Origin of the sequence: Pusillimonas sp. NJUB218 (genome assembly GCF_003788685.1) — a bacterium.
Classification (GTDB): domain Bacteria; phylum Pseudomonadota; class Gammaproteobacteria; order Burkholderiales; family Burkholderiaceae_B; genus Neopusillimonas.
In genome coordinates this window covers 1-24943 of the sequence record NZ_NQMK01000011.1, presented here as the reverse complement: position 1 = coordinate 24943, position 24943 = coordinate 1, and the positions used below count along the sequence as shown (strand labels likewise).

At 55.5% G+C, this 24943-nt stretch carries 30 protein-coding genes and 1 pseudogene; 7 read left to right on the top strand and 24 right to left on the bottom strand.

From position 1 onward, the window contains the following. Nucleotides 1-33: 33 nt before the first annotated feature. The 4 genes from CHR62_RS13945 to CHR62_RS13930 are packed head-to-tail and all read left to right on the top strand — an operon-like array spanning nucleotide 34 to nucleotide 3899. Nucleotides 34-1167 carry a cupin domain-containing protein gene (locus CHR62_RS13945; RefSeq protein ID WP_123661333.1) on the top strand — a complete coding sequence of 378 codons (1134 nt, stop codon included), beginning with the start codon at nucleotides 34-36 and terminating at the stop codon, nucleotides 1165-1167. A gap of 31 nt (nucleotides 1168-1198) precedes the next feature. Continuing rightward, the gene (locus tag CHR62_RS13940) at nucleotides 1199-2110 is read left to right on the top strand and encodes a fumarylacetoacetate hydrolase family protein (RefSeq protein ID WP_093971130.1); all 912 of its coding nucleotides are present in this window, start codon (nucleotides 1199-1201) and stop codon (nucleotides 2108-2110) included. Between the two features lie 5 nt (nucleotides 2111-2115). Continuing rightward, on the top strand, nucleotides 2116-3138 hold the full coding sequence (locus tag CHR62_RS13935) for a carbon-nitrogen hydrolase family protein (RefSeq protein WP_123661332.1): 1023 nt from the start codon (nucleotides 2116-2118) through the stop codon (nucleotides 3136-3138). 11 nt (nucleotides 3139-3149) lie between these two features. After that, complete coding sequence (locus CHR62_RS13930; protein ID WP_123661331.1) at nucleotides 3150-3899, top strand: GntR family transcriptional regulator; 750 nt, start codon at nucleotides 3150-3152, stop codon at nucleotides 3897-3899. A gap of 52 nt (nucleotides 3900-3951) precedes the next feature. On the opposite strand, the gene CHR62_RS13925 is transcribed toward CHR62_RS13930, so the two are convergent. The 11 genes from CHR62_RS13925 to CHR62_RS13875 all read right to left on the bottom strand — a co-directional run bounded on the left by CHR62_RS13925 (nucleotide 3952) and on the right by CHR62_RS13875 (nucleotide 14698). Beyond that, nucleotides 3952-4647: an ABC transporter ATP-binding protein gene (locus tag CHR62_RS13925; RefSeq protein ID WP_093971133.1), complete on the bottom strand. Its 696-nt coding sequence runs from the start codon at nucleotides 4645-4647 to the stop codon at nucleotides 3952-3954. Next, nucleotides 4647-5399, bottom strand: a complete 753-nt coding sequence (locus CHR62_RS13920) for an ABC transporter ATP-binding protein (RefSeq protein WP_123661330.1) — start codon at nucleotides 5397-5399, stop codon at nucleotides 4647-4649. Before CHR62_RS13920 ends, CHR62_RS13925 begins: the two co-directional genes overlap by 1 nt. Beyond that, nucleotides 5392-6360, bottom strand: a complete 969-nt coding sequence (locus CHR62_RS13915) for a branched-chain amino acid ABC transporter permease (protein ID WP_093971134.1) — start codon at nucleotides 6358-6360, stop codon at nucleotides 5392-5394. Before CHR62_RS13915 ends, CHR62_RS13920 begins: the two co-directional genes overlap by 8 nt. Nucleotides 6361-6366: 6 nt before the next feature. Next, nucleotides 6367-7281, bottom strand: coding sequence for a branched-chain amino acid ABC transporter permease (locus CHR62_RS13910; RefSeq protein WP_093971135.1), 915 nt, complete (start codon nucleotides 7279-7281; stop codon nucleotides 6367-6369). Between the two features lie 265 nt (nucleotides 7282-7546). Continuing rightward, nucleotides 7547-8722: an ABC transporter substrate-binding protein gene (locus tag CHR62_RS13905; protein ID WP_093971136.1), complete on the bottom strand. Its 1176-nt coding sequence runs from the start codon at nucleotides 8720-8722 to the stop codon at nucleotides 7547-7549. Between the two features lie 44 nt (nucleotides 8723-8766). Further along, complete coding sequence (locus tag CHR62_RS13900; protein ID WP_123661329.1) at nucleotides 8767-9966, bottom strand: 3-hydroxybenzoate 6-monooxygenase; 1200 nt, start codon at nucleotides 9964-9966, stop codon at nucleotides 8767-8769. An 83-nt stretch (nucleotides 9967-10049) separates the two neighbouring features. After that, on the bottom strand, nucleotides 10050-10688 hold the full coding sequence (gene maiA, locus CHR62_RS13895) for a maleylacetoacetate isomerase (RefSeq protein ID WP_093971138.1): 639 nt from the start codon (nucleotides 10686-10688) through the stop codon (nucleotides 10050-10052). 4 nt (nucleotides 10689-10692) lie between these two features. After that, nucleotides 10693-11391: a fumarylacetoacetate hydrolase family protein gene (locus CHR62_RS13890; protein WP_123661328.1), complete on the bottom strand. Its 699-nt coding sequence runs from the start codon at nucleotides 11389-11391 to the stop codon at nucleotides 10693-10695. A gap of 203 nt (nucleotides 11392-11594) precedes the next feature. Then, complete coding sequence (locus CHR62_RS13885) at nucleotides 11595-12458, bottom strand: fumarylacetoacetate hydrolase family protein (protein ID WP_123661327.1); 864 nt, start codon at nucleotides 12456-12458, stop codon at nucleotides 11595-11597. Between the two features lie 13 nt (nucleotides 12459-12471). Beyond that, nucleotides 12472-13410, bottom strand: a complete 939-nt coding sequence (locus CHR62_RS13880; RefSeq protein ID WP_123661326.1) for a hydroxymethylglutaryl-CoA lyase — start codon at nucleotides 13408-13410, stop codon at nucleotides 12472-12474. A 73-nt stretch (nucleotides 13411-13483) separates the two neighbouring features. Continuing rightward, nucleotides 13484-14698 carry a CaiB/BaiF CoA-transferase family protein gene (locus CHR62_RS13875; RefSeq protein ID WP_123661325.1) on the bottom strand — a complete coding sequence of 405 codons (1215 nt, stop codon included), beginning with the start codon at nucleotides 14696-14698 and terminating at the stop codon, nucleotides 13484-13486. A 60-nt stretch (nucleotides 14699-14758) separates the two neighbouring features. Here CHR62_RS13875 and CHR62_RS13870 point away from each other — a divergent pair, with 60 nt between their 5' ends. Continuing rightward, nucleotides 14759-15880, top strand: a complete 1122-nt coding sequence (locus CHR62_RS13870; RefSeq protein ID WP_233575018.1) for a LysR substrate-binding domain-containing protein — start codon at nucleotides 14759-14761, stop codon at nucleotides 15878-15880. Between the two features lie 59 nt (nucleotides 15881-15939). After that, entirely contained in the window at nucleotides 15940-16875 is a 936-nt protein-coding gene (locus tag CHR62_RS13865) for an alpha/beta hydrolase (protein ID WP_123661324.1), read from the top strand. Between the two features lie 164 nt (nucleotides 16876-17039). Here the strand turns inward: CHR62_RS13865 and rpsQ are convergent, their stop codons facing one another. The 10 genes from rpsQ to rplC are packed head-to-tail and all read right to left on the bottom strand — an operon-like array spanning nucleotide 17040 to nucleotide 21793. Then, the gene (gene rpsQ, locus CHR62_RS13860; protein ID WP_093971144.1) at nucleotides 17040-17315 is read right to left on the bottom strand and encodes a 30S ribosomal protein S17; all 276 of its coding nucleotides are present in this window, start codon (nucleotides 17313-17315) and stop codon (nucleotides 17040-17042) included. A gap of 1 nt (nucleotide 17316) precedes the next feature. After that, entirely contained in the window at nucleotides 17317-17508 is a 192-nt protein-coding gene (gene rpmC, locus CHR62_RS13855; RefSeq protein WP_093971145.1) for a 50S ribosomal protein L29, read from the bottom strand. 9 nt (nucleotides 17509-17517) lie between these two features. Beyond that, entirely contained in the window at nucleotides 17518-17934 is a 417-nt protein-coding gene (rplP, locus tag CHR62_RS13850; protein WP_093971146.1) for a 50S ribosomal protein L16, read from the bottom strand. A gap of 2 nt (nucleotides 17935-17936) precedes the next feature. After that, on the bottom strand, nucleotides 17937-18728 hold the full coding sequence (gene rpsC, locus CHR62_RS13845) for a 30S ribosomal protein S3 (RefSeq protein ID WP_093971147.1): 792 nt from the start codon (nucleotides 18726-18728) through the stop codon (nucleotides 17937-17939). A gap of 9 nt (nucleotides 18729-18737) precedes the next feature. Then, complete coding sequence (rplV, locus tag CHR62_RS13840) at nucleotides 18738-19070, bottom strand: 50S ribosomal protein L22 (RefSeq protein ID WP_199722959.1); 333 nt, start codon at nucleotides 19068-19070, stop codon at nucleotides 18738-18740. After that, the gene (gene rpsS, locus CHR62_RS13835; protein WP_093971149.1) at nucleotides 19071-19346 is read right to left on the bottom strand and encodes a 30S ribosomal protein S19; all 276 of its coding nucleotides are present in this window, start codon (nucleotides 19344-19346) and stop codon (nucleotides 19071-19073) included. A gap of 12 nt (nucleotides 19347-19358) precedes the next feature. Then, nucleotides 19359-20186: a 50S ribosomal protein L2 gene (gene rplB, locus CHR62_RS13830; protein WP_093971150.1), complete on the bottom strand. Its 828-nt coding sequence runs from the start codon at nucleotides 20184-20186 to the stop codon at nucleotides 19359-19361. Next, nucleotides 20187-20483 carry a 50S ribosomal protein L23 gene (gene rplW, locus CHR62_RS13825; RefSeq protein WP_093971151.1) on the bottom strand — a complete coding sequence of 99 codons (297 nt, stop codon included), beginning with the start codon at nucleotides 20481-20483 and terminating at the stop codon, nucleotides 20187-20189. Continuing rightward, complete coding sequence (gene rplD, locus CHR62_RS13820; RefSeq protein WP_093971152.1) at nucleotides 20480-21100, bottom strand: 50S ribosomal protein L4; 621 nt, start codon at nucleotides 21098-21100, stop codon at nucleotides 20480-20482. Before rplD ends, rplW begins: the two co-directional genes overlap by 4 nt. A 3-nt stretch (nucleotides 21101-21103) precedes the next feature. Beyond that, a complete protein-coding gene (gene rplC, locus CHR62_RS13815; RefSeq protein WP_173862541.1) occupies nucleotides 21104-21793 on the bottom strand; it encodes a 50S ribosomal protein L3 in 690 nt (229 codons plus the stop codon). Between the two features lie 322 nt (nucleotides 21794-22115). Here rplC and guaD point away from each other — a divergent pair, with 322 nt between their 5' ends. Further along, on the top strand, nucleotides 22116-23453 hold the full coding sequence (gene guaD, locus CHR62_RS13810) for a guanine deaminase (protein ID WP_123661323.1): 1338 nt from the start codon (nucleotides 22116-22118) through the stop codon (nucleotides 23451-23453). A gap of 45 nt (nucleotides 23454-23498) precedes the next feature. Here the strand turns inward: guaD and CHR62_RS13805 are convergent, their stop codons facing one another. From CHR62_RS13805 to CHR62_RS13795, 3 genes and pseudogenes are all read right to left on the bottom strand, one after another. Then, nucleotides 23499-24275 (bottom strand): sulfite exporter TauE/SafE family protein, encoded by a 777-nt coding sequence (locus tag CHR62_RS13805; RefSeq protein ID WP_123661322.1) that lies wholly within the window; start codon nucleotides 24273-24275, stop codon nucleotides 23499-23501. Nucleotides 24276-24414: 139 nt separating this feature from the next. Continuing rightward, a complete protein-coding gene (gene rpsJ / locus CHR62_RS13800; protein WP_093971156.1) occupies nucleotides 24415-24726 on the bottom strand; it encodes a 30S ribosomal protein S10 in 312 nt (103 codons plus the stop codon). 73 nt (nucleotides 24727-24799) lie between these two features. Next, a pseudogene (locus tag CHR62_RS13795) lies at nucleotides 24800-24943 on the bottom strand (elongation factor Tu); the annotation flags it as partial.

Below are 24943 nucleotides of genomic sequence, written 5' to 3'. Positions count from 1 at the left end.
TTTTATAAAATCCTAACCTCTGAGGGTCACACCATGAAATCATCAGCCCGCGAGAACAACAATTTCCGCGAAGACGTTCTCGGTCGTGCCAACGTCGAAGATACACCCGAACTGCTGGCTTACTACGACGAGCTCGAAAAAATGAATACTGCCGCCCTCTGGACGGTGGCCAATAAAATCGAACCCTGGTTCCCGCAATCAAGCTCGGTACCCGTGCTGTGGCGCTTTAAAGAGCTGCGCGAACACGTCCTGAAATCGGTATCGTTGGTGTCGCCCGAAAAGGCCGGCCGCCGCGTAATTTATCTCGACAACCCGGGCCGCCGCGATGTTGCAGCTGCTGTAGGCTGGTTGTATTCGGGCCTGCAAGTCATGCACCCGGGCGAACTGGCCTCGGCACACGCTCACTCGGCCAGCGCGCTGCGCTTCATTATGGAAGGCAAGGGCGCCTTCACTATTGTTGACGGCCACAAAATGACCCTCGGCGCCAACGACTTTGTTCTGACGCCCAACGGCACGTGGCACGAGCATGGCGTCTCGGAAGACGGCACCGCCTGCATCTGGCAAGACGGCCTCGATATCCCCCTGATGAACGCGCTGGAAGCCAACTTCTACGCCGTCCACCCCGACTTGCAACAAGCCGTCACTTACCCTGTCGATGACAGCACCGCCACTTGGGCCAACCCCGGCCTGGTGCCCGCCAACGACAAATGGTCGCATGGCTACTCACCCTTGCTTAAATACGAGTGGGCGCCGACCTACGAATCGTTAAGCCGTTACGCCAAAGTCACCGATGGCTCGCCTTTTGACGGCGTGCTGATGAATTACGTCAACCCCAAAACCGGCGGCCCGGTCATGCAAACCATTGGCGCCAGCATGCAAATGCTGCGTCCCGGCGAGCACACCAAAGCACACCGTCACACCGGCAGCTTCATTTATCAGGTAGCGAAGGACCAGGGCTATTCCATCATTAACGGCAAACGCTTCGACTGGCAAGAACGCGACATTTTCTGCGTGCCGTCGTGGGCCATGCACGAGCATGCCAACGCCAGCAACAGCGAAGACGCCTGCCTGTTCTGCTTCAACGATATGCCGGTCATGAACTCGCTGGGCCTGTACCGCGAAGAAGCGCTCAAAGAAAACGACGGTCACCAAAAAATCATCGACTAACCTCTTACTCTGACTCACTCAAGGATTACTCATGCGTTTAGTTACTTATCGCCGCTCTGTCAACGAAGAAAGCCGCCTGGGCGCGCTGGTCGACAACCTGGTCATTGACCTGCAATGGCTGGGCGATGCCGCCGGCATCGACTTGCCCGCAGACATGCTCGACTTCATTGACTTGGGCCCCCAGGCTGTCAAAAGCGCCACCGAGCTGCTGAACACCTACCGCGAAGACTGGCCCGTCGGCGTGGCCATCCCCGTACAAAACGTCAAGCTGTTGGCACCTATCCCCCGCCCACGTAAAAACATCTTCGGTATCGGCCTGAACTACACCGAGCACGTCGCTGAGTCGGCAAAATCGCTCGACACGTCGCCCGATCTGCCCAAGCAGCCCGTCATTTTCTCGAAGCCGCCCACCACCGTCATTGGTAATGGCGACGCGATCGAGCACAACGCAAAAATCACTCAGCAAATGGACTGGGAATGCGAACTGGCCGCCATTATTGGTACACGCGCCAAGCGCGTCGAGCGCAAAGACGCGCTGCAGTATGTCTTTGGCTACAGCATCATGAACGACATCAGCGCACGCGATAACCGCCGCTCGGGTCAGTGGATCTACTCTAAAGGCCAAGACACCTACGCCCCGTTTGGTCCTTGCATCGTCACCGCCGACGAAATCGGCGACCCACAAAACCTGAAACTCTGGCTCACCGTCAACGGCGTCGAAAAACAAAACTCGAACACCGCTTACATGCTGTTCAAAGTCGACGAACTGATTGCCGACATCAGCCAGGGTATTACGCTTGAGCCCGGCGACATCATCGCTACAGGCACCCCCGCAGGTGTTGGCGCTGGCCGCACGCCCCAAGAATGGCTCTGGCCCGGCGACGTTGTCGAATGCCACATCGAAGGCATTGGCTCGCTGCGTAACCCTGTTGTTGCGGTGTAATCCTTATGCTGAACTTACCTAAAACCAAGGTAGCGGCCGTTCAGGCCGCCCCGGTATTCCTGGATACCGACGCTACGGTCGAAAAAGTTTGCCAGCTGATTAAAGAAGCCGCGGACAATGGGGCCAAGCTGGTCGCGTTCCCCGAGGTCTTCATTGCCGGTTACCCCTACTGGAACTGGTTCATGTCGCCCGTCGAGGGCAGCCCCTGGTTCGAGAAGCTGGTGCGTAGCGCCATCGAATTGCCCGGCCCTGAAATCCGTCGCGTTGCTCAAGCGGCTAAAGCCAATGGCGTGCACGTCGTCATCGGCTGCAACGAGCGCAACAAGAACGGTATCAGCACGCTGTACAACACGCTGGTATTCATTGGCCCCGACGGCAAAATTTTGGGTCGCCATCGCAAGCTGGTACCCACCTGGGCCGAGAAACTGACCTGGGCCAATGGCGACGGCAGTTCGCTCCGCGTATACGACACCGCCATCGGCAAAGTGGGCGGCTTGGCCTGCGGCGAAAACACCAACACGCTGGCGCGTTTCAGCTTGCTCGCACAAGGCGAAATGCTGCACATCGCCAGCTATATTTCGCTGCCGGTTGCACCGCCCGATTACGACATGTCCGAGGCCATCAAGGTTCGCGCCATGGCGCACTCGTTCGAGGGCAAGGTCTATACGATTGTGTCGTGCTCGACCGTATCCGAAGAAATCATCGACACATTCAAGGCTACCCACCCGCAAGCCGAAACGCTGCTTCGCCGCGAAAACAGCGCTTTTTCGGGCGTGATTGGCCCCGATGGTCGCGTGGTCGGACAGCCCCTGATCGACAAAGAAGGCATCGTCTACGCTGATGTCGACCTGTCAAAGTGCATTCAGCCTCGCCAAATGCACGATATCACCGGGCACTACAACCGCTTCGATGTCTTCGACCTGCGTGTTAACCGCCGGCCCCAGCAAGCTGCCCAATTCTTCGATGCTGACAGCGCTGTCAACTTCGAAGATGACGACAGCGATGAAGCTGCCGACGAAAGCCGTTAATTGATGTCGGTATGAACGTCCTGACTGAACTGGCTTCGCTCGATACCAGTGTCACCGAGAAATCGGTGACACTGGCCGAGCAGGCCTACCGGGCGATCAAACGTGACATCGTCTCGGGGGCCTTGCCCCCGGGCTCGGCACTACGCCTTGAGTTTTTGAAAGGCCGATACCAGCTAAGCTTTTCGCCCCTGCGCGAAGCGCTAAACAGACTGCAAAGCGAACGACTTGTCGACGCGGCTGCCCTGAAAGGTTTTCGGGTGTCCCCCTTGTCGCTCAAAGAAATGCGTGACTCGATGAACACGCGCATTCTGATCGATTGCGAAGCACTGAAGCGCTCGATTGAACGCGGCACCGACGACTGGGAAACCCATGTCGTAGGTAGCCTGCATACGTTGTCGTTGGTAACCCGACGCCATAACAATGGCGAATTGGGCGAGACCTACTACGACCAGGTCGAACAACGCCACCTCGGCCTACATCAGGCCCTGATCAGCGCGTGCGATTCGCGTTGGCTGCTAGAGTTTTCTATGACGCTGTACGTTCAGACCGAACGCTACCGTCGTCCCATGTTGGTTGACCTGTACAAAAACAGCGCCCCGCGCGATGTCTCTAAAGAGCACCGCGACTTGGTCGACGCTACACTTAGCCGCGACACACACGCCGCTACCCAATTGCTGACCCAGCATTACCAAAAAACGGCCGACCTCATCGAGGCTTCGCTAAGCAACGCCCCAACGCCGGCCAACAACAAAAAGGGCTGAACGCCTTTCGGCCCCAGCCCCTTTTTACAGCAGCGTATAAGCGCTTAAACGCTTAAACCCCCAGATACTGATTGACCAGATCGGGTTGCGCCATCAGCTCGTCGGAAGTGCCGTTCCAGACGATACGGCCTTTTTCGATGATGTGGTGACGATCGACCAGGTGGTGCATCTCTTTGAGGTTTTTGTCGATCAACAAAATGGTTTGGCCTTCGCGCTTTAGGCGGTTAAGGCAAGCCCAGATTTCTTGACGAATGACAGGGGCCAGGCCTTCGGTCGCTTCGTCAAGAATAAGCAAACGCGGGTTGGTCAACAACGCCCGGCCAATGGCCAGCATTTGCTGCTCGCCGCCCGACAACGTACGTGCCGACTGAGTGCGACGCTCGAACAACCGCGGGAACAATTCGTACACTGCTTCCAGCGTCCAGGGGCCCTGGGTATCGTTGCGCGACGTTGCGTACAGGTTTTCGTAGACGCTTAACGAGCCGAACACGTGACGCCCTTCGGGCACCAGACCGCAACCCAGGCGAGCGATACGGTGCGGACGATAGCCATTGATGACTTCGTCACCCAGGCGAATCGTACCCGCCCGCAAGGGCAACATGCCCATGATGGTACGCACCGTGGTGGTTTTACCCATGCCGTTACGGCCAATCAGCGACACGACGGTTTTATCGGGGATTTCAAGGTCCAGGCCAAACAAGACCTTGCTTTGACCATAGCCGGATTCAATTTTTTCAGCTTTTAGCATTATTCATTTCCCAGGTAGGCATCACGCACCTCGGGGTGCTCGCGGACTTCGTCTGGTGTCCCCGTGAAAATAGGATGACCATAGACCAATACCGTCACGCGGTCGGCCAATGCAAACACAATGTCCATGTCGTGTTCGACCAGCAACATGGCGTACTGGCCCTTAAGGCTGAGCAGGATGTCTTTCATGAGCATGGACTCTTCAGCCCCCAGGCCAGCCATGGGCTCGTCGAGCAACAGCACGGGTGCATTCAGAGACAACGCCACCGCCAGTTCGAGTTGACGTTTTTCGCCGTGAGCCAGAGAGGACACGAGCTCGTTGGCCCGATGCGCCAAACCCACTTTTTCCAGGGCTTCGCGAGCGGGCTTGCGCAGGGACTCGTCTTTACGGGCGTTGCGCCACAAGCTGAATCGCTTGTTAGTGCCTGCCTGCACCGCCATGGCCACGTTATCTTCGACAGTAAAGTCGTGATAAAGCTGACTGATCTGGAACGAACGAGCCAGGCCCACCGCAGCACGCTCGTGAGGCGGTACGCGGGTGATGTCTTTGCCGTCGAGCAAGATCTGACCCGAGTCGGGCATGATCTCACCGCTGATTTGGGAAATCAGGGTCGTTTTACCGGCCCCGTTAGGGCCGATCAATGCATGAATTTCGTCGGCGTAAACCGTCAGGTTAACGTCGTCGGTAGCCGCCAGTGCGCCAAAAGACTTGCGCAGGTTGCGGATTTCGAGTTTGGGTTGTTTATTAGTCATTATTGCGTCCTCCGACCAACCAGCCAAAGATGCCTCGGCGGCTAAAGAGAACCACCAAAATCAAAACCGGGCCCAAGAAAAGCATCCAGTTTTCGGTCCAGGCCGTCAACACTTGCTCGAGACCCAGATATACGGCCGCACCGATAATGGGGCCAAAAATAGTACCCATACCACCCAGAATAATCATGGCCATGATTTCGCCTGACTTGAGCCAAGACGCCATATCGGGGCTGGCATACAGGGCATAGTTAGCCCACAACACACCGGCCAGGCCCGTACCCGCCGCAGAAATTACAAAGGCCGTGAGCTTGTAGCGCATCGGGGCGTAACCCAAGTTGATGTTACGGCGTTCGTTTTGCTTGAAACCGCGCAGCACCATACCGAAGGGCGAGTTGACGATACGACGGCACACCCAGACCCAGACAATCAGCATGGCCAAGCACAGGTAATAGAAGGTGACGTTGTCATCGATGTCGAGACCCGGGATGACATTACGGTTGGTGATGGACATACCATCATCGCCACCGTACTGAACCAGGCCGACGAGTACGAAGTACAGCATTTGTGCAAAAGCCAGCGTAATCATGATGAACTGGATGCCGCTAGTACGCAGCGACAACGCCCCCATGACCAGACCCACCAGCGCGGCAATGATCATGGCCAGCGGCCAGATGATGAGCGCGGAGTTGCTGCCGGCCCAGCCGAAAATGGTGTCGCCCATGTCCATATGGAAACCGATAATGCCGACCACATAGCCGCCAATACCAAAAAACGCCGCGTGGCCAAAGCTGACCAGCGCGCCATAACCCAGGATGAGGTCGAGACTGACTGCGGCCAAGGCATAGATGACAAAGCGTGTCACCATGCTGACCAGAAAGGTGTCGTCGCTGACGTTGGCGATCGGCGGCACCAGAAGAAGCAGGGCAAAAATTATGCCGACAATGATGTATTTACGGGTCATTATTATTTACCTTTGTGCGGGAACCAGCCCACGGGGTTTAACCAGCAGGACAATTGCCATAAGAATGTAAATACTGGCCGAGACCAGGCTGGAGCTGACCGAATCGCTATATTCGGGCGGCAAGATCTGGGACATCCAGATCGGGATATAAGCCCGCCCAAACGAATCGACCAAACCCACCAACAACGAACCCACCAATGCACCACGTACAGAACCTACGCCACCGACCACGATAACAACCAGGGTGGTGATGAGGATTTTTTCGCCCATACCGATTTCGATAGCCAGCAACGGGGCGCCCATGACGCCGGCAAAACCACCCAGGAAGGCACCTAGACCAAATACCAGCAGGAACAGGCGGCGGATATTAATACCCAAGGCATCGACGATTTCGGCATCGTCGGCACCGGCGCGCACCAGCATACCAACACGCGTGCGCGAAATAAGGAACCAGAGCCCAATCGCCACCAGCACGCCAGCGCCAATAAAGGCCAGACGCATGACCGGGTAATTTAAGCCGGGCAAAATTTGTACCGAACCTGACAGCAGGGGCGGAATGTCGACAAATGGCGGGCTACGGCCAAACACCAAGGTGACCAGCGCATTGGTGAAGAAAATCACACCGAGCGTGGCCAGCACCTGATCGAGGTGATCACGGTGATACAAACGGCTGATAATGAGCTTTTCAACGATAAGGCCATAGACCCCCGCGCTGAATACAGCTGCAATAATGGCTACGGTAAACGAGCCGGTAATGGCGACTGCCGAGGCCGCGCAAAATGCGCCCACCATATAGAACGAGCCATGCGCCAGATTCACGACATTCATGATGCCGAAAATCAGGGTCAGGCCCGCCGATAGCAGGAACAACAGGGCACTGTACTGCAGACCATTCATGGCCTGCTCTACGAACATATACATGGGAGCTTTCCGTTTGCGCCGACAACAAGCGAGCAGAACGCCCGAATGCAATCAGCTGGTCTTTGTGTTGGTTCTGCGAGCGCAGGGAGCTTAAAGAGGCAAGACCACAGAGATAGTAGCGAAAAACGAAATACGCCGGCGTCTCCAAGAACCCTTAAGTCTTTGTGCTAACAGTAGACTTCTTAAAATTTTCTCTACTTTAAACACAAATACTTTAACCTTCAAGCTTCTTGTAAGATTACCGGCGTATTTTTTACACTTTTTTTCAGTTCATCTGGCACTCAGCGACGTAAGGATCGGTGTGATCCTTGACGATGGTGTCGACAAATTTATAGTCGAGCTCGCCTTTTTCGTTGGGCTCGACACGCACCATGAACCAATCTTGGATCGGATGATGGTTAGCGCCAAACTTGAAGTTGCCACGCACGCTTTCGAAGTCTGCTTTAAGCAGTGCAGCACGGAACTCGTCAGCCTTGCCGGTGACATCGCCACCTACCGCTTTCAGGGCTGAAGCCATCAGGCGGCCCGTGTCGTAAGAGGTTGCGGCATACACGGTAGGACGACGGCCATATTCTTTCTGGAACGCTTCAACAAACTGCTTGCTGGCCGGGTTGTCCATGCTCGCTGTCCATTGGGTGGTCAGGTAAAAGCCCTTGCTGGCGTCGCCAGTGGCTTTGAGCATGCGGTCGTCCATTGAGTACAACGTCGTGACCATTTTGACTTTCTCGCCCAGACCAGAGTTGGCCCACTGCTTGGCAAAGTTGATGCCGGCGCCACCGGGCAAGAACTCAAATACGGCTTCAGGCTCGAGCGAGCGGATACGTGCCAGTTCGACCGAGAAGTCGGATTGATCAAGCTTCGTGTAGATTTCGGCAACGATTTCGCCTTTATAAACACGCTTGAAACCACTGAGGGCATCGCGGCCGGCCTGGTAGGCGGGGGCCATGATGACCATTTTCTTGATGCCCATGTTGTTAGCGGCAATGGCGGCACTGTCGCTATACGAATCGTTCTGGAAGGCCACCGAGAAATAGTTTTTCTCGCAACCCTTACCAGCAAATGTCGACGGACCCGCGTTCAGGCTGACGTAAAAACCACCCGACTTCATGACGGTAGGCACGACGGCAACCAGCACGTTCGAGAAGTTAATGCCGGTGAACAGGCGAACGCCGTCTTGCACCATTTTCTCGGCAATCTGCTTGCCCGAGCCCGGTTTGAGACCGTCGTCTTCGACGATGACATTGACAGGCACGCCACCCAGCTTGCCGCCTTCTTGCTTGACGGCCAACAAGAAGCCGTCGCGCTCATCTTCACCGATATAACCGGCAGGTGTCGACAAGGTCGTAATCAAGCCGATGTCGAGCGGCTTGTCGGCGGCGTGGGCCATAGCGGCGGTCAGCCCCAGGGCCATGCCCAAACCTACTTTTTTCAGCAGTTTCATTTAAATCTCCTCCCGAGATTGCAAGTGTTGAATCAATGCGGATGTTAGCGCGGCTCGAGACAATTGTCTTTACGCCAGCCATATAACCATTCGAGCTGTGTGTAAAACTGTTCTTGTGTTTTGCCTTTCCAGAGCAAATTACGCACTTGGCGCTCGACGCCTTTGGCATGATAAATGCGGCCCATTTCGCGAGTAGACCACACGACCCGGGCAGTACGCGGGATACGCACCGACTCGTACAGGCGGAACGCCGCATCGAGATCGCCTTCGGCTTTGGCAAAAGCTTCGCCCAGCGTAACTGCATCTTCGATAGCCATGCACGCACCCTGTGCCATGTATTGCGTCATAGGGTGGGCGGCATCACCCAACAGGGTACAGCGGCCATTGCCCCAAGCCTCGACAGGGTCGGCGTCGGCCGTAGCCCAACGACGCCAGGAAGTGGGGCGGTCGAGCATTTGGGCTGGGCGCGGATGAATGCCCTGGAAGTAAGACAAAACTTCTTCTTTACTACCTTCGCGAACGCCCCATTCTTCTTGGTCGCGGCTATGGAAAGTCACCACCAGGTTGTATTGCTTACCGGCGCGCAAGGGGTAGTGCACCAGGTGACAGCGTGGACCGGCCCAAAGTACAGGTGCATTGATTCGCAGGTCTTCGGGCATGTTGTCGCGCTCTACCACAGCGCGGTACACCACGTGACCGGTCACACGATGCTGGGCGCCAATGGTGCGCGCACGAATGACCGATTTCACCCCGTCGCAACCCACCACCGCATCGGCCTTGTAGACCTCGCCTTTGGTGTCGGTTACTTCGACGCCATTGGGGCCAACTTTGACGTTTTCAACGTGCGTGGAGGTTTTGAACTTGATGAGCGGATTGTCTTGAACCGCCTCGAGAATTGACAGGTGGATGTCGGCGCGGTGAATCACGGCGTAGGGGTTGCCAAAGCGCTCGCGAAATTTCTCACCGGTTTCGATACGCACCACTTCAGTCGCGTCGATAGCGTCCATCATGGTGGTGTGATCAGTAAATACGGCGCGATTGCGCGCTGCCTGACCGACGCCCAAGGCGTCAAGCGCGGCAAAGGCGTTAGGGCCCAACTGAATACCGGCGCCAATTTCGCCAATCTGGTCGGCTTGTTCGAGCAGCAGGATTTCGAGACCTTGCCGCGAGAGCGACAGGGCTGCGGCCAGGCCACCGATCCCGCCCCCAACAATAATCACTTTCTGTTTCGCAGTGTTTGTCATGGTGTCCACCTTATGTAGAGACGTGACGAACCCCAGCCTATCGTTATCGGGCCGTCACGTACCTGACTGATTTTAAATAAAGATCAGGGTTGATAATCGGGTTGCTTTGCCGGCGCCGCTTGCTGAAACGCGGGTAAGGTATTGCAATGCTCGTAGACGGCCATCACCCGCTTGTAAGGGGTCAGGTCGCACTTCATGCGCAGCGCATTGGCCACTTGCGGCACCAGGCAGCAATCAGCCAGCGATACTTGCTCGTCAAAACAGAATTTTTGCGACCCGGCGCGCTCAAGCAGGGCCTCGAGCGATTTGAAGCCTTCGGCAATCCAGTGCGCATACCATGCGTTTTTCTGCTCTTCGGTCACGCCCAGCTCTTTGACCAGATACTTCAGGACACGAAGATTATTAAGCGGATGGATATCGCAGGAAATTAGATTGGCCAGCTCAAGCACACGAGCACGCTTGGCCGGGTCGGCCGGGATCAAGCGTGGCTCTGGGAACTTTGCGTCGAGGTAGTCGGCAATGGCCAGCGACTGACCCAGATGAAACCCGTTATCGTCAAGCATGGGTACGCTGGCGCTGGGGTTCTTCTGGACGTAATCGTCGTTTTTGTGCTCTAGCACACGGATATTGACGGGCACCTGATTAACCTGCGCCTGCTTGAGGCCCAGGATAATACGCACGCGATAAGACGCGGAGCTGTTGAAGAAGGTGTAGAGATCCATGGCCTTACACCACCTTAACCTGAATTGCCCCCAAACCTTCGACTTTACCGACCATCAGGTCGCCTTTGACGACCGCGCCCACGCCTTCGGGGGTACCAGTGTAAATGAGGTCGCCCTCTTCGAGGCGGAAGTACTTGGAAAGATAGGCAACGGTTTCGGCAACCGACCAGATGAGTTTGTCGATGCTGCTTTTTTGTTTGACCTGACCATTAACCTCGAGGGAGATTTCAGCCTTTTCGAGATGACCGGATTGCGTTACCGGGTGCAGCGGGCCAATTGGGCCGCTATCGTCGAATGCTTTGCCCAGCTCCCAGGGGCGGCCCATTTCACGCATCTTCATTTGCAAGTCACGACGGGTCATGTCCAGACCGACCGCGTAGCCCCATACATGGCTAAGTGCGTCTTCGACGCTAATGTTGGAACCGCCCTTGCCAATAGCCGCGACCAATTCGATTTCGTAGTGGTAGTTGCTGGTTTCGGAAGGGTAAGGAATGGACAGCGTGTCGCCATACGCGACCGGACGGACAGAGTCGGCCGGCTTGCAGAAGAAGAAGGGCGGTTCGCGATCGGGATCGAAACCCATTTCGCGGGCGTGAGCGGCATAGTTGCGACCGACACAGTACACACGGCGAACCGGGAACGTATCGGACGAGCCGACCACCGGGACGGCAACAATTTCGGGAGCTTTTACGACGTATGACATGGCAGTCTCTTTAATGTGGGTGCCACACCATTGCGGGCGGCAGACATGTTTTAAATGATTTTTTTAAATATACGTCTTTTACGCGCGCTTGGGGCCATTTTGGTATACGCGAAAAGATGAAATATTTTTATCAGGCATAACCAAAAAGAATACCTTTAAGTTATGCCGACCCAACACGCCTGCCGTTACTGCTGAATTACCGATTACTGTTTGGATGACCGCACGGCAACTTCGACTTCACCAATGCCCTGCATCGTGACACGAATGGTGTCCCCCCCCACGACTGGGCCGACACCTTCAGGCGTGCCGGTGAACAGAATATCGCCGGGTTGCAGGGTGTAGAACGACGATGCATATTCGATAAGTTGCGGGATATTAAGGATCAGATCACGCGTATTGGCCTTCTGACGGGGCTCGCCGTTGACGGTCAGCGCAAAGTCGAGCGCCGATGGGTCGGTCAATTCATCAGAAGTCACCATCCAGGGGCCGACAACGCTGTACGAGTCAATCGACTTACGCAGACTGCGCTCTTCGGGACCACGGGTAGTCATATCCAGGCCAATGCAATAGCCCGCCACATGATCGAGGGCGTTCGCCTGGCTGATGTTGCGGCCGGCCTTGCCAATGACCACTACAACTTCGGCCTCATGGTCGTTACGACGGTCGGGGTGCTCGATATCAACACCTGCGCTGACGCCAACCAAAGAACTGGTCGCTTTCAGGAACAGACCAATTTTCTGGATCTCGAGAATGGCGTTCTGGTGGTGAATCTGCTCGTCTGTACGCGCCTCTTCGAGGTGCTTCTTGTAATTGACCGGCGCAGCAACAATTTTGCCAGGGTTAGCTACCGGGCTCAGAAAGCTGACGCTGCTCACCGCATGAGATTCGGCGCTAGGCAAAAGGGCATCGATGCGCGCACGCACCTGGTCAAGATTGGCAATAAGCAAGTCGACGGTGGGTGCGGGGTAGCGGATTTCGGGAAGGACGTCGAGCGCGGCGGTCACGTCAAATACGCGGTCACCCTGGACCACACCCAGTCGGTTGTCATTAAAACGGCAGATTTTCAATTTGAGGCTCCGGTTAAATATTGCGCACCGCGTCCGGAACGGGGTAGCGGCGCGTATAAGGCCCCGCCTTGGCCACCTGGCCGGGCACATCGTGGCCGACAATTTCAGGCAGCAGGCGGGAAATTTCTAAAAGTCGGGTCAGGTCGACCCCAGTGTCATAGCCCATGGCATCAAGCATATGGACCATATCTTCGGTACACACATTGCCACTGGCCCCCGGCGCAAACGGGCAACCGCCCAGTCCGCCCAGAGAAGCGTCGAAACGATCGACACCCGCGTGCAACGCGGCCAATACATTGGCCAGGCCCATCGCTCGGGTGTCATGAAAATGCGCAGTCAAGATCAGATCGGGCCAGCGCTGTTTTACCGTGTCGCACAGCCGCGCAACCTGCGCCGGATTGGCCACACCGGTGGTGTCGCACAGGCTAACGGCTTGAATACCCATATCGATATAGCGCTGCACCAGATCCAGCACCGTGGCTTCAGGGACCTCGCCATCGAACGGGCAACCAAAAGCCGTCGATAACGACGCGTTAATGGCGGCACGGCCATCGATGTAGTCGACGACCTGTCGGAACTGTTCAAGCGACTGTGCCTGCGTCATACGCAAGTTGGCCAGGTTATGCGTGTGGCTGGCCGACATGAACAGATTGATTTCGTCGACATTGCAGGCCAGCGCACGCTCGCAACCTCGTACATTGGGTACCAACGCCGCGTAAATCACCCCATCGACCCGATCAATTTGCGACATCACCGCTTCGGCGTCCGCCAGGTTCGGAATAGCCTTTGGCGACGTAAACGATGTGACCTCAATCTTGGCCAACCCGGTGCGCGACAGCGCATTGATCAATTCAATTTTTTGCTCTGTCGGTATAAAACGAGGCTCGATCTGGAAGCCGTCGCGCACGGATACTTCTTGTATATACAGTTTTTTGCGTGATGAAGTGCTCATGATCAACCTTTGTGTTTAGCGGCAGCACAGGCCGACTTGCGCGATATGCCGGCTAGCCTGCCGGGGACGCGCATCAAGCCAGCCCCGCTTCGCGCATCTGCGCATACTGTTCCGGAGTGACGCCAATACGCGCCAGCACTTCTTCAGTGTGCGCCCCTAGCTCAGGCCCTAACCAACGCGTCTGGCCCGGTGTTTCGCTAAGCTTAGGCACAATACCTGGCAAATCTACGGCCTGGCCATCAGGCAGCTCGAATGACTGGATCATGTCGCGCGCACGGTAATGCGCGTCTTCGTAGATGTCTTTTGCCGTATAAATGCGACCACATGGCACCGAGGCCGCATCCAAGGTTTCAAGAATATGATCAAGCGTATGCTGCGCCGTCCAGGCGGCAATCACACCATCAATCATTTCTGTTTGCTTGGCACGGCCATCGTTCTGCGCCAGCGCGGGGTCTTCGGCTAAGTCGGGGCGACCAATGGCGGCCATCAGGCGCTTGAAGATACCGTCACCGTTTCCGGCGATGGCCACATAACTGCCATCTTGGCATAGGTAAGTATTAGAGGGCACAATGCCCGGCAAGGCCGAGCCCGTACGCTCGCGAATATTTCCTCCAACGGAGTACTCGGGAATCAGGCTTTCCATAACGGCAAACACGGCTTCGTACAAAGCCACGTCGATCATTTGGCCTTTACCCCGGTTCACCTTGACGTGATGCATGGCAATAAGAGCGCCCACGACGGCATACAACGACGCCAGCGTGTCGCCCAGACTGACTCCGGTGCGCACCGGCGCGCGGTCGGGGTAGCCTGTAACGTAGCGCAGGCCGCCCATACACTCAGCAATGGCTGCAAAGCCTGGCTTTTGGCTGGCCGGGCCGGTTTGGCCATAGCCCGAAATGCGCACCATGATCAGCGAAGGATTAAGCGCATGTAAGGTCTCCCAGCCAAGCCCCCATTTCTCAAGGGTGCCGGGCCGAAAGTTTTCGATCACGACATCGGCTTCGGCCGCCAACTTACGCACGATTTCTTGGGCTTCAGGATGCTTCAGGTCGAGCGTCACTGACTTTTTGTTTCGACTTTGGGTGTACCACCACAGCGAGGTACCCTTGTGTAACTTACGCCAAGTACGCAACGGGTCGCCCTTTCCGGGGGGTTCGATTTTAATGACCTCGGCACCAAACTGCGCCAGTAAGGTGCTGGCGTAAGGGCCGGCGATCAAGGCGCCCAGCTCAAGGACCTTAACGCCTTTAAGGGCGAGAGGCTGGGCCTGGGCTTCTGCTTGTGTCATGTCGTCTCCGGGAAGATATCCGGGGGTGCTGCTGTGCGCCCCGGGACCAAAAGAATGGCGATGCCAGCATACGCTGCCAGAGCTATCGCTTTACAACATGGTGCCTTGTTATTTACCCTTGGTAAAGCAGTCATATCCGATAGCATCATCGCAAAATACGATGGTACGCTGAACCTGGCCGTTATGCTTGGACTCGATATTGCGCACCCGTTAACACCTGACTTTATTTTCATGACGATCGACCCCAAATCTTTAAAGCTGTTCGTGCAGGTCATGCAGGCCGGCACCATCGCTGCTGTTGCTCAGCGCGAACACATTGCCGCTGCCGCAATCAGTCGACGCATTGCCGACCTGGAAACCACTCTGGGCGTCGCTCTGGTCGAACGCAGCAACAAAGGCATGCTGCCCACTGCGGCCGGCCAGGCACTGATCAACCGTTCGCATCGTGTGCTGAACGAGCTCGACGGCATCGCACTCCAGATGCACGAGTATGTATCGGGCGTTAAGGGGTACATCCGTATCCATGCCAATATGTCTGCGACCAACCAGTTTTTGCCTACCGAACTGCAACAGTTTCTGTCTTGCCACCCGAACGTGCGTATTGACCTGACCGAAGCGCTGAGCACAGAGATTGCGCAGTCGGTGGCCGACAACGCGGCGGACATCGGCATTCTGGTTGCAGACGAAAGTACCATGCAGCCCGCCGGCGCAATGGTGGGCAAAACAGCGGGTATCGAATACTTGCCTTACCGCAACGATACCCTTGTCATCATTACCGCTCAGGATCATCCACTCTCCTCTTCCCACCGCGTGCGCTTTGCCCAAACGCTAGACTATGTATACGTTGGCCTGCCACAAGGCAGCCAGCTTAACCTTCAGTTAAGCCGTGCCGCGTTAGCCCAGGGACGGGCGTGGCAAAGCCGTTTTCAGGTGGCCAGCTACCATGCCTTATGCCTGATGGTCGAAGCCGACCTGGGAATAGGGCTTGTGCCGCTGCGTATCGCACAAACACATGCCAAAGCACTGAACATTCGCCAGGTTCAGCTTGACGAACCTTGGGCCCGTCGTCAGTTGAATCTTTGCGTTCGCTCGATCGACACGCTGTCGCCCAGCGCCAAGCTGCTGGTTCAGCACATGACACAGTTCGTTACGGCAACCCACCCACAAACGTCGTTATCATAAAACAAAATGAGCGCGCTCATTTTTATTTTTATTAGAAAAACTTAAATGGAGACTCCCATATGCGACGTTTAGCCATCGCGTGCCTTAGCGCGACGCTTTTCCTGGCCGCACCGGTCAGTGCCCAAAATAACGCCGAGCCCAAAGTGTTCCTTGAGTACACACAAACCGAACTCGACCGCAACTACAACCAGGCAGACTGGGCCGCCAATATCAAGCAACTGGTCCAACGCTACGACCTGCGCAGCGACGTGACACGTCAACGCTTGGGCGCCCCTGAGCGTTTCGCGTACGGAGATGACAAAGTCGAAGGGCTCGATTTATTCCGGGCCAAAGCCGACAACGCCCCTTTGCATGTGTTCATCCATGGCGGCGCGTGGCGCGCTGGCAAGGCATCAAACTACCACTTCCCGGCAGAAATGTTTGTCGACAACGGCATCAGCTATGCTTCTCTGGACTTTGGCAACGTGCAAGACATCGGGCTTGACGGCATGACAGCTCAACTGCGCAAGGCCATTGCCTGGATCTACAAGAATGCCGATAAGTTAGGCATAGACCCCGAAAAAATCTACATTTCAGGTCACTCATCCGGCGCCCACCTTGGCGGCGTGTTGCTAACGACCGATTGGTCGTCCCTGGGCGTACCGGCGAACGTCATCAAGGGGGCAACACTTATTTCGGGTATGTACGACCTGAAGCCCGTACGTATGTCGGCACGTTCTTCGTATGTACCGTTTACAGACGACATCGAAAATGCCATGAGCACTCAGCGCCATCTGGACAAAATCACCACGCCTGTAATTTTGGCCTATGGGTCGCTTGAAACTGATGAGTTCAAACGCCAGACTGCAGACTTCGCTAAAGCCATGCAAACCGCAGGCAAACCCGTCGAATTGATCAAGGCCGACTTGTTCAACCATTTCGAAATGATGGACGACTTCGGCAACCCCTACGGGCAAGTATCAGCGGCCGCCATCAAGCAAATCAAAGGTAAATAAGCCGCAAACCATACGCGCCAGGGCACGAACCCAGGCGTTACTGATATTTATGCGCACACATACGCTACACAACAAAAAGCCCGGAGGCATTAGCCCCGGGCTTTTTGTTGTGATGTAAGTGGTACCGCAGAACACCCGCACAAAGCGGGGCTCTGCAAGCCAAATTACACGATGCGTACAGCTTCGATCAGACGGGTGACTGTCCAGGCCTTGTTACGGCTGATAGGACGGCCTTCTGCGATCTCGACGGTGTCGCCTTCGTTGTACTGATTGGTTTCGTCGTGTGCCATGTATTTAGCAGAGCGGACAACGATTTTGCCGTATACAGGATGCTTAACGCGACGCTCTACGCGAACGACGACGCTTTTGTCCATCTTGTTGCTGACAACTTTACCGATCAGCGTACGTTGACGCTTGGTGGTGTTTTGAGTTTCGCTCATTTTACTTTCCTGCCTTCTCAGTCAGGACTGTGCGTACACGAGCGATGTCGCGGCGTACCTTACCCAACTGACTGGTGTTGGAGAGTTGCTGAGTGGCGCGTTGCATACGCAAACCAAATTGCGCCTTCAGCAGGCTCTCGAGCTCGGTCTGGAGCTCTTTGGAATCTTTAGAACGGAGTTCGCTGGCTTTCATGAGGTCTCCTTAAGCGCCGATACGACGAGAAACGAACGTCGTGGCAATTGGCAACTTAGCGGCGGCCAGGCGGAAAGCTTCACGTGCCAGCTCTTCACTGACACCTTCCATTTCGTAGATCACCTTGCCGGGTTGAATTTCTGCGACCCAGTATTCAGGATTACCTTTACCGTTACCCATACGAACTTCAGCAGGTTTCTGCGAAATTGGTTTGTCGGGGAAAACGCGAATCCAGATACGACCACCACGTTTGATGTGACGGTTGATCGCACGACGAGCAGACTCGATTTGGCGAGCGGTCAGACGGCCACGGCCTGTGGCTTTAAGACCGAACTCGCCGAACGACACTTGCGCACCGCGCGTAGCCAGACCAGTGTTACGGCCTTTCTGCTCTTTGCGGTATTTTCTGCGTGACGGTTGCAACATGTTTATTCTCCTTCAGCTGGTGCTGCCGCCGCAGCATCAGGCTTACGAGGTCCGCGACCGCGGCCACCCGCAGGACGACGGCCATCAGGACGGTCACCGCGAGGTGCACGACGTGGACGGCGCTCTTCATCGCGAGGCGCTGCGGTTTCAGGGGGCATTTCGCCGTTAGGCAGCATGTCACCCTTGTAGACCCATACTTTGATACCGATGATCCCGTAAGTCGTTGCCGCTTCGGAAGTGCCGTAGTCGATGTTGGCGCGCAGGGTGTGCAGAGGCACACGACCTTCGCGGTACCATTCGGTACGGGCAATTTCGATACCGTTCAAACGACCGGAGCTCATGATCTTGATGCCTTGGGCACCCAGACGCATTGCGTTCTGCATAGCGCGTTTCATGGCGCGGCGGAACTGAATACGTTTTTCGAGCTGTTGGGCGATCGAGTCAGCAATAAGCTGAGCATCGGTTTCGGGCTTGCGGATCTCTTCGATGTTGACGTGCACAGGCACGCCCATCAAACGCTGAAGATCGGCCTTCAAGCTTTCGATGTCTTCGCCACGTTTGCCGATCACCACGCCCGGACGAGCCGAGTAAACAGTGATACGTGCATTCTTGGCGGGGCGCTCGATAACGACGCGACCAACCGAAGCGCTTTTCAGCTTTTTCTTGAGGTATTCGCGAACACGGATATCGTCGGCGAGCATGCCACCGAATGCCTTGTCGTCTGCATACCAGCGAGAAGTCCAGTTACGATTAACCGCGAGGCGGAACCCAATCGGGTGTACTTTTTGTCCCATTGCGACTCCTTAAGCGCCGACTTTGACCACAATGTGGCAAGTCTGCTTCTCGATACGGTTACCGCGGCCTTTCGCACGTGCGGAGAAACGCTTCATGGACTCGCCTTTGTCAACATAGATAGTGGTGACTTTCAGTTCGTCGATGTCGGCGCCGTCGTTGTGCTCGGCGTTGGCGATTGCGGACTCAAGGGCTTTCTTGAGAATGCCCGCGGCTTTCTTGGGGGTGAACGTCAGGATGTTCAGCGCCTGCGAAACCGATTTGCCACGGATCATGTCCGCTACCAAACGGGTTTTTTGCGCTGAAATGTGGACGCCACGGATAATTGCTGTAGTTTCCATCACTTACCTCTTGGACTTTTTGTCCGCTGCGTGGCCCTTGAATGTACGGGTCAGAGCGAACTCGCCGAGTTTGTGACCGACCATGTTCTCGTTGATATAAACGGGAACGTGCTGGCGGCCATTGTGCACAGCAATCGTCAGCCCAATGAACTCGGGCAGGATGGTGGAACGGCGCGACCAGGTTTTGATCGGCTTTTTGTCTTTGCCTTCGACGGCGGCATCTACCTTTTTGATCAGGTGATCGTCGACGAATGGGCCTTTTTTAATCGAACGTGCCATTATGTACGCCCCTTACTTGCGCTTGCGACGCGAGACAATCATGTTGTCTGTGCGCTTGTTGCTTCGAGTGCGATAGCCCTTGGCCGGTGTACCCCATGGGCTGACCGGTTCACGACCTTCGCCAGTACGTCCTTCACCACCACCGTGCGGGTGATCGACCGGGTTCATGGCTACACCACGAACTGTAGGACGTACACCGCGCCAGCGCATGGCACCGGCTTTACCGATTTGACGCAAGCTGTGTTCTTCGTTACCCACTTCACCAATCGTTGCACGGCAATCGATGTGAACGCGGCGAACTTCGCCGGAGCGCAGACGCACCTGAGCGTAGACACCTTCGCGGGCCATCAGGACAGCCGACGCGCCGGCCGAACGTGCCAACTGGGCACCTTTGCCAGGCAACATTTCGATGCAGTGAATGGTGGAACCGACGGGGATATTGCGGATAGGCAATGTGTTACCCGTACGGATGGGAGCTTCTTTACCCGACAACAGTGTTGCACCGACTTCAAGACCGCGCGGGGCGATGATGTAGCGACGCTCGCCGTCGACATAGCACAACAGTGCGATGTGGGCGGTACGGTTGGGGTCGTACTCGAGACGTTCAACTTTGGCAGGAATGCCGTCTTTGTTGCGACGGAAGTCGACCAGACGGTAGTGCTGCTTGTGACCACCCCCACGGTGACGTACCGTGATGTGACCGTTGTTGTTACGACCGGAGCCGCGCTTTTTCTTTTCGAGCAGAGCTGCGAATGGTGCGCCTTTGTGCAGATCAGGCGAAACCACCTTGATCATGCCACGACGACCAGCCGAGGTCGGCTTGACTTTAACGAGTGCCATTTAGTTCACCTCCGTAAAGTCGAGTTCTTGACCTTCTTTGAGCGAAACATAAGCTTTGCGCTCGTTGCGGCGGCGACCGACGAAACGACCAAAGCGTTTTTGTTTGCCCTTTTGGTTCAGGACCTGAACGGAATCGACTTCGACTTTGAAGAGAAGCTCGACCGCAGCCTTGATTTCAGGCTTGGTAGCGTCAGCTACCACACGGAAAGCGATTTGCTGATTTTTTTCGGCGACGAAAGTGGACTTTTCGGTCACGATCGGGGCCAGGATAACTTGCAGTAAGCGTTCGGCGTTCATCCCAACATCTCCTCGAGTTGAGCGATAGCCGGCTTAGTGATCAACACATTTTTGTAGTGGATCAGCGAGAGCGGATCGGCATAACGCGGTTCGACAACAGCAACGTGAGGCAGGTTGCGAGTTGCGAGGTAAACGTTTTCGTCGAGTGTATCGGTGATGATAAGCACCGACTCAAGACCCATGCTTTTGAGCTTGTCGGCGGCAAGCTTGGTCTTGGGAGACTCGAGCTCGAAGCTTTCGACAACGGCGATGCGGTCTTCGCGAGCCAACTGCGAAAGGATCGCACGAATACCGGCGCGATACATTTTCTTGTTGACCTTTTGCGAGAAGTTCTCGTCGGGGGAGTTAGGGAATGCACGACCACCTCCGCGCCAGATAGGCGAGGATGTCATACCGGCACGGGCACGACCTGTGCCTTTTTGGCGCCAGGGTTTTTTGGTGCTGTGCTTGACTTCGGCGCGGTCTTTCTGAGCGCGGTTGCCGCTACGTGCGTTAGCCTGGAAGGCTACGACGATTTGGTGAACCAGTGCTTCGTTGAAATCGCGACCAAACACGGTGTCGGGCGCTGCAAAAGTAGCGGACGACTGACCTTGATCATTCAGGAGCTTGAGTTCCATTGCTTACGCCCCTTTCTTGGCCGACATCTTGATGGCCGGACGAACGATAACGTCGGCATTTTTGTGGCCGGGCACAGCGCCCTTGACCAACAACAAGCCGCGTTCTGCGTCGACGCGAACGATGTCAAGATTTTGAACAGTGCGGGTTACGTCACCCATGTGACCAGCCATTTTCTTACCGGGGAAAATACGACCCGGATCTTGTGCCTGACCGATAGAACCAGGAACGCGGTGCGAACGGGAGTTACCGTGAGAAGCACGCTGCGAACTGAAGTTATGGCGCTTGATGGTACCGGCAAAGCCTTTACCAATTGTTGTGCCAGTGACGTCAACTTTTTGACCAGCTTCGAATACGCTTTCGACGGCCACAACTGCACCTGCCGTAAATTCGGCGGCCTTGGCTGGATCGAGACGGAATTCTTTGAGGATGCTACCGGCTTCGGCGCCGGCTTTTGCGTAATGGCCTGCAACAGGCTTAGTTACGCGAGTTGCACGGCGTGTACCGTATGCAACTTGAACGGCCGCATAGCCATCAACTTCAGGGGACTTGACCTGGGTGACGCGGTTGTTGGACACGTCCAGTACTGTTACCGGGATGGACTCGCCTTCCTCGGTAAAAATACGGGTCATGCCAACTTTGCGACCAACCAGCCCAAGCCGGTATGCGGCAGGCGTAGGTGTCGAGTTCGACATCATTTTCTCCATTCCCGACTACGATTGGTCGGGGCTAAATTACGTGAAAAAACCGCACAAAAGCTTGCACATAAAGCAATGCATTCAGCACGCGCCTTGTACGCAGTTTCACAATACTTGTTTAAACCAAGTGACGCTTTTTTGGTTAAGCCTTGCAATTTAACATGAAAACCCGATTTTTTGCAAATGTCACAATGGTTTATGCGCGACGGTCAGGTCGAAACGTTGGCATCGCGCCGCACATTTTTTTGCGCATGCGCTAAAGTGCAATCTCGGGCGCTGCATTTGCGCTGGTTCATACAATAACAACACGGAGTCAGACATGGCGACCTCTGCCAATCGCACCGCAATTCGTGGTGCTTATGTCACATTTACCGACAGCCCATTCAGTGCCGGCGACAGCGCGGCCATGCATTTCGAAGCCGACGGCCTGATTATCATCGACGATGGGGTCATTACATTTTCGGGCAACTACGCCGATGGCGCACACCTTGTTCACGGACACCCGGTCACCCACTACACCGATGCGGTTATTTTGCCCGGGTTTATCGATACCCATGTGCATTACCCCCAACTGCAAATCATAGGGGCCTATGGGGCGCAGCTTATCGATTGGTTGAACACCTATACCTTCGTCGCCGAGCAACAATATGCCAACCTGGACTACGCCCGCGAAGTATCGGATGTTTTTCTTGACGAGTTGACGCGCGCGGGCACAACGACGGCAGCCGTGTATTGCACCGCACACCCTAATTCAGTTACGGGTTTTTTCGAAGCCGCACAACGGCGCAATATGCGCATGATTGCAGGCAAGGTTCTGATGGACCGCAATGCGCCTGAAGCGCTTTGCGATACTGCACAAAGCGGCTTCGATGACTCATTGGCGCTTATCAACACCTGGCATGGCAAAGGCAGACTGCATTACGCCATTACACCCCGCTTTGCGCCGACCAGTACCGAAGCACAACTTGAGGCGGCCGGCGCGCTTTGGAAAGCACGCCCCGACACGTATATGCAAACTCACGTGTCAGAAAGCCTCGACGAAGTCGCCTGGGTAAAGTCACTGTTCCCAGACCGCCAGAACTATCTCGATGTGTATGCTCATTACGGCCTGATTGGCCCGCGTGCAATCTTTGGCCACGCCATTCACCTTGAGCCTGCAGAATGGGATGTCATGGCCTCGAGCGGCTCCAGTATTTCTCATTGCCCGACATCCAATACATTTCTGGGCAGCGGCTTATTCGACTTTGAAAGGGCGTTTCAACCCAAGGCCCCACAGCAACCCGTCAGAACGGGACTGGCCAGCGACGTAGGCGGCGGCACCTCGTTGTCGATGTTGCGTTGCATGGGCGAGGCCTACAAGGTGGGACAACTGGGCGGGTATTCAGTTTCTGCCGCCAAAGCCTTTTACATGGCCACGCGCGGAGCGGCAAGGGCGCTCTACCTTGAGGACCGAGTCGGGTCGATTGCACCCGGATTTGATGGGGACCTGGTGGTTCTTAATCGTAAATCGACGCCATTGCTGCAGTTCCGCGATAGTTACTGCAATTCGATTGAAGAGGTGTTGTTTGTACTGATGACATTGGGCGATGACCGTGCCACCCAGGCGGTGTACATTGCGGGCGACCTGGCCTATGTGGCCCCCGCCGACGTTGACTAACCTGACGCCGGTTTCGCTGCGGGGCCTTGCCCCGCAGCTGCAGTTTTACCCTAACGCCGTTGCACCATCCCAGGCCAATTTCAAACCTGTCGAAAATAGAAAGAAATACATCAGCCTGAAGAATGCCACGGGGTTGATTTTGTCATGCAACCAAATTCCAAGCTTGACCCCGATAACGGCCAAAGGGGCCAATATCAGCGACGTCGCTAAATTAGTGGCATCGAGCAAGCCCAAAGCGGCATAGGGCACCAGCTTTACATAATTAACGATGGCAAAAAATATGGTCACTGTACCGACCATCAAGCGCTTGTCGAGCTGCTTGGGCAGCAAATACATCATCAGGGGCGGGGCGCCGGCGTGGGCCAGAAAGCTGGTAAACCCCGACACGCCCGCCCAGAATCCGCCCTGAATGCGATCGACCGCTTCGTTGACGCCCTTGTTGGGCTTGATGGTCCGCCAACGTTTACTCCAGTGATTCAGCGTGAACAGTATCGCCATCAAACCGAGCAAAAGCTTGAGGACAGCATCACTAACGTATTCGAAGGCAAGGTAGCCTGCTAACACACCAAGCAGTGCACCTGGAATCAGTCGCATCATCAATGATGTATTCCAGGTCGAGATCCATGCCTTTAACCCGGTAACGTCCATGACGCATAAAATTGGCAGCATAATGCTGGCCGCCTGAACCGGCGATACCGTCAGGGCCATCAGCGGTACCGCCAACATGCCAAGCCCCCCGGCAAACCCGCCTTTGCCAATGCCGACGATAAGCACGCCGGGCACAGCCACCAAATAAAACCATGGGTCGGAAATTAACGACATGCCATTACCTGTTCTATAACGCTTGCCTGGCTTTTTTTGCACCCAGGGTCATGCTGAAAACATTTTGCCGATCGGCAAAAGAAAAACGCCATGCTAGGCATGGCGTTTACGCTGAATACACAGCAACCGCTTTTACGACTTACTGCAGGGCGATTTCAACATCGACGCCGGCAGGCAGGTCGAGACGCATCAGAGCGTCGACGGTCTTGTCGGTAGGATCAACAATGTCCATCAGGCGCTGGTGCGTACGAATTTCCATTTGGTCGCGCGCGGTCTTGTTGACGTGAGGCGAGCTCAACAGATCGTAGCGACGAATACGCGTAGGCAGTGGTACGGGACCACGCACTACCGCACCCGTACGCTTGGCGGTTTCAACGATTTCAGCTGCCGACTGGTCGATCAGCTTGTAATCGAAGGCTTTCAAACGGATGCGGATTTTTTGGTTTTTCATGGAGATTCCTAAAGAACGATAAAGGTAAAGGGCAAAGGCCCCCTACCTTAATTTGAAGAGTTATTGCGCTAAATTAAGCAATAATTTTAGCAACAACACCGGCGCCGACGGTACGGCCACCTTCGCGAATCGCGAAGCGCAGACCTTCTTCCATAGCGATCGGAGCGATCAGCTTGACAGTCATCGAGACGTTATCGCCAGGCAGAACCATTTCTTT

Coding starts and splice junctions, on each gene's coding strand:
- CHR62_RS13945 (WP_123661333.1), top strand. CDS start 34: ATGAAATCATCAGCCCGCGAGAACAACAATTTCCGCGAAGACGTTCTC.
- CHR62_RS13940 (WP_093971130.1), top strand. CDS start 1,199: ATGCGTTTAGTTACTTATCGCCGCTCTGTCAACGAAGAAAGCCGCCTG.
- CHR62_RS13935 (WP_123661332.1), top strand. CDS start 2,116: ATGCTGAACTTACCTAAAACCAAGGTAGCGGCCGTTCAGGCCGCCCCG.
- CHR62_RS13930 (WP_123661331.1), top strand. CDS start 3,150: ATGAACGTCCTGACTGAACTGGCTTCGCTCGATACCAGTGTCACCGAG.
- CHR62_RS13925 (WP_093971133.1), bottom strand. CDS start 4,647: ATGCTAAAAGCTGAAAAAATTGAATCCGGCTATGGTCAAAGCAAGGTC.
- CHR62_RS13920 (WP_123661330.1), bottom strand. CDS start 5,399: ATGACTAATAAACAACCCAAACTCGAAATCCGCAACCTGCGCAAGTCT.
- CHR62_RS13915 (WP_093971134.1), bottom strand. CDS start 6,360: ATGACCCGTAAATACATCATTGTCGGCATAATTTTTGCCCTGCTTCTT.
- CHR62_RS13910 (WP_093971135.1), bottom strand. CDS start 7,281: ATGTATATGTTCGTAGAGCAGGCCATGAATGGTCTGCAGTACAGTGCC.
- CHR62_RS13905 (WP_093971136.1), bottom strand. CDS start 8,722: ATGAAACTGCTGAAAAAAGTAGGTTTGGGCATGGCCCTGGGGCTGACC.
- CHR62_RS13900 (WP_123661329.1), bottom strand. CDS start 9,966: ATGACAAACACTGCGAAACAGAAAGTGATTATTGTTGGGGGCGGGATC.
- maiA (WP_093971138.1), bottom strand. CDS start 10,688: ATGGATCTCTACACCTTCTTCAACAGCTCCGCGTCTTATCGCGTGCGT.
- CHR62_RS13890 (WP_123661328.1), bottom strand. CDS start 11,391: ATGTCATACGTCGTAAAAGCTCCCGAAATTGTTGCCGTCCCGGTGGTC.
- CHR62_RS13880 (WP_123661326.1), bottom strand. CDS start 13,410: ATGAGCACTTCATCACGCAAAAAACTGTATATACAAGAAGTATCCGTG.
- CHR62_RS13875 (WP_123661325.1), bottom strand. CDS start 14,698: ATGACACAAGCAGAAGCCCAGGCCCAGCCTCTCGCCCTTAAAGGCGTT.
- CHR62_RS13870 (WP_233575018.1), top strand. CDS start 14,759: ATGCCAGCATACGCTGCCAGAGCTATCGCTTTACAACATGGTGCCTTG.
- CHR62_RS13865 (WP_123661324.1), top strand. CDS start 15,940: ATGCGACGTTTAGCCATCGCGTGCCTTAGCGCGACGCTTTTCCTGGCC.
- rpsQ (WP_093971144.1), bottom strand. CDS start 17,315: ATGAGCGAAACTCAAAACACCACCAAGCGTCAACGTACGCTGATCGGT.
- rpmC (WP_093971145.1), bottom strand. CDS start 17,508: ATGAAAGCCAGCGAACTCCGTTCTAAAGATTCCAAAGAGCTCCAGACC.
- rplP (WP_093971146.1), bottom strand. CDS start 17,934: ATGTTGCAACCGTCACGCAGAAAATACCGCAAAGAGCAGAAAGGCCGT.
- rpsC (WP_093971147.1), bottom strand. CDS start 18,728: ATGGGACAAAAAGTACACCCGATTGGGTTCCGCCTCGCGGTTAATCGT.
- rpsS (WP_093971149.1), bottom strand. CDS start 19,346: ATGGCACGTTCGATTAAAAAAGGCCCATTCGTCGACGATCACCTGATC.
- rplB (WP_093971150.1), bottom strand. CDS start 20,186: ATGGCACTCGTTAAAGTCAAGCCGACCTCGGCTGGTCGTCGTGGCATG.
- rplW (WP_093971151.1), bottom strand. CDS start 20,483: ATGAACGCCGAACGCTTACTGCAAGTTATCCTGGCCCCGATCGTGACC.
- rplD (WP_093971152.1), bottom strand. CDS start 21,100: ATGGAACTCAAGCTCCTGAATGATCAAGGTCAGTCGTCCGCTACTTTT.
- rplC (WP_173862541.1), bottom strand. CDS start 21,793: ATGTCGAACTCGACACCTACGCCTGCCGCATACCGGCTTGGGCTGGTT.
- guaD (WP_123661323.1), top strand. CDS start 22,116: ATGGCGACCTCTGCCAATCGCACCGCAATTCGTGGTGCTTATGTCACA.
- CHR62_RS13805 (WP_123661322.1), bottom strand. CDS start 24,275: ATGTCGTTAATTTCCGACCCATGGTTTTATTTGGTGGCTGTGCCCGGC.
- rpsJ (WP_093971156.1), bottom strand. CDS start 24,726: ATGAAAAACCAAAAAATCCGCATCCGTTTGAAAGCCTTCGATTACAAG.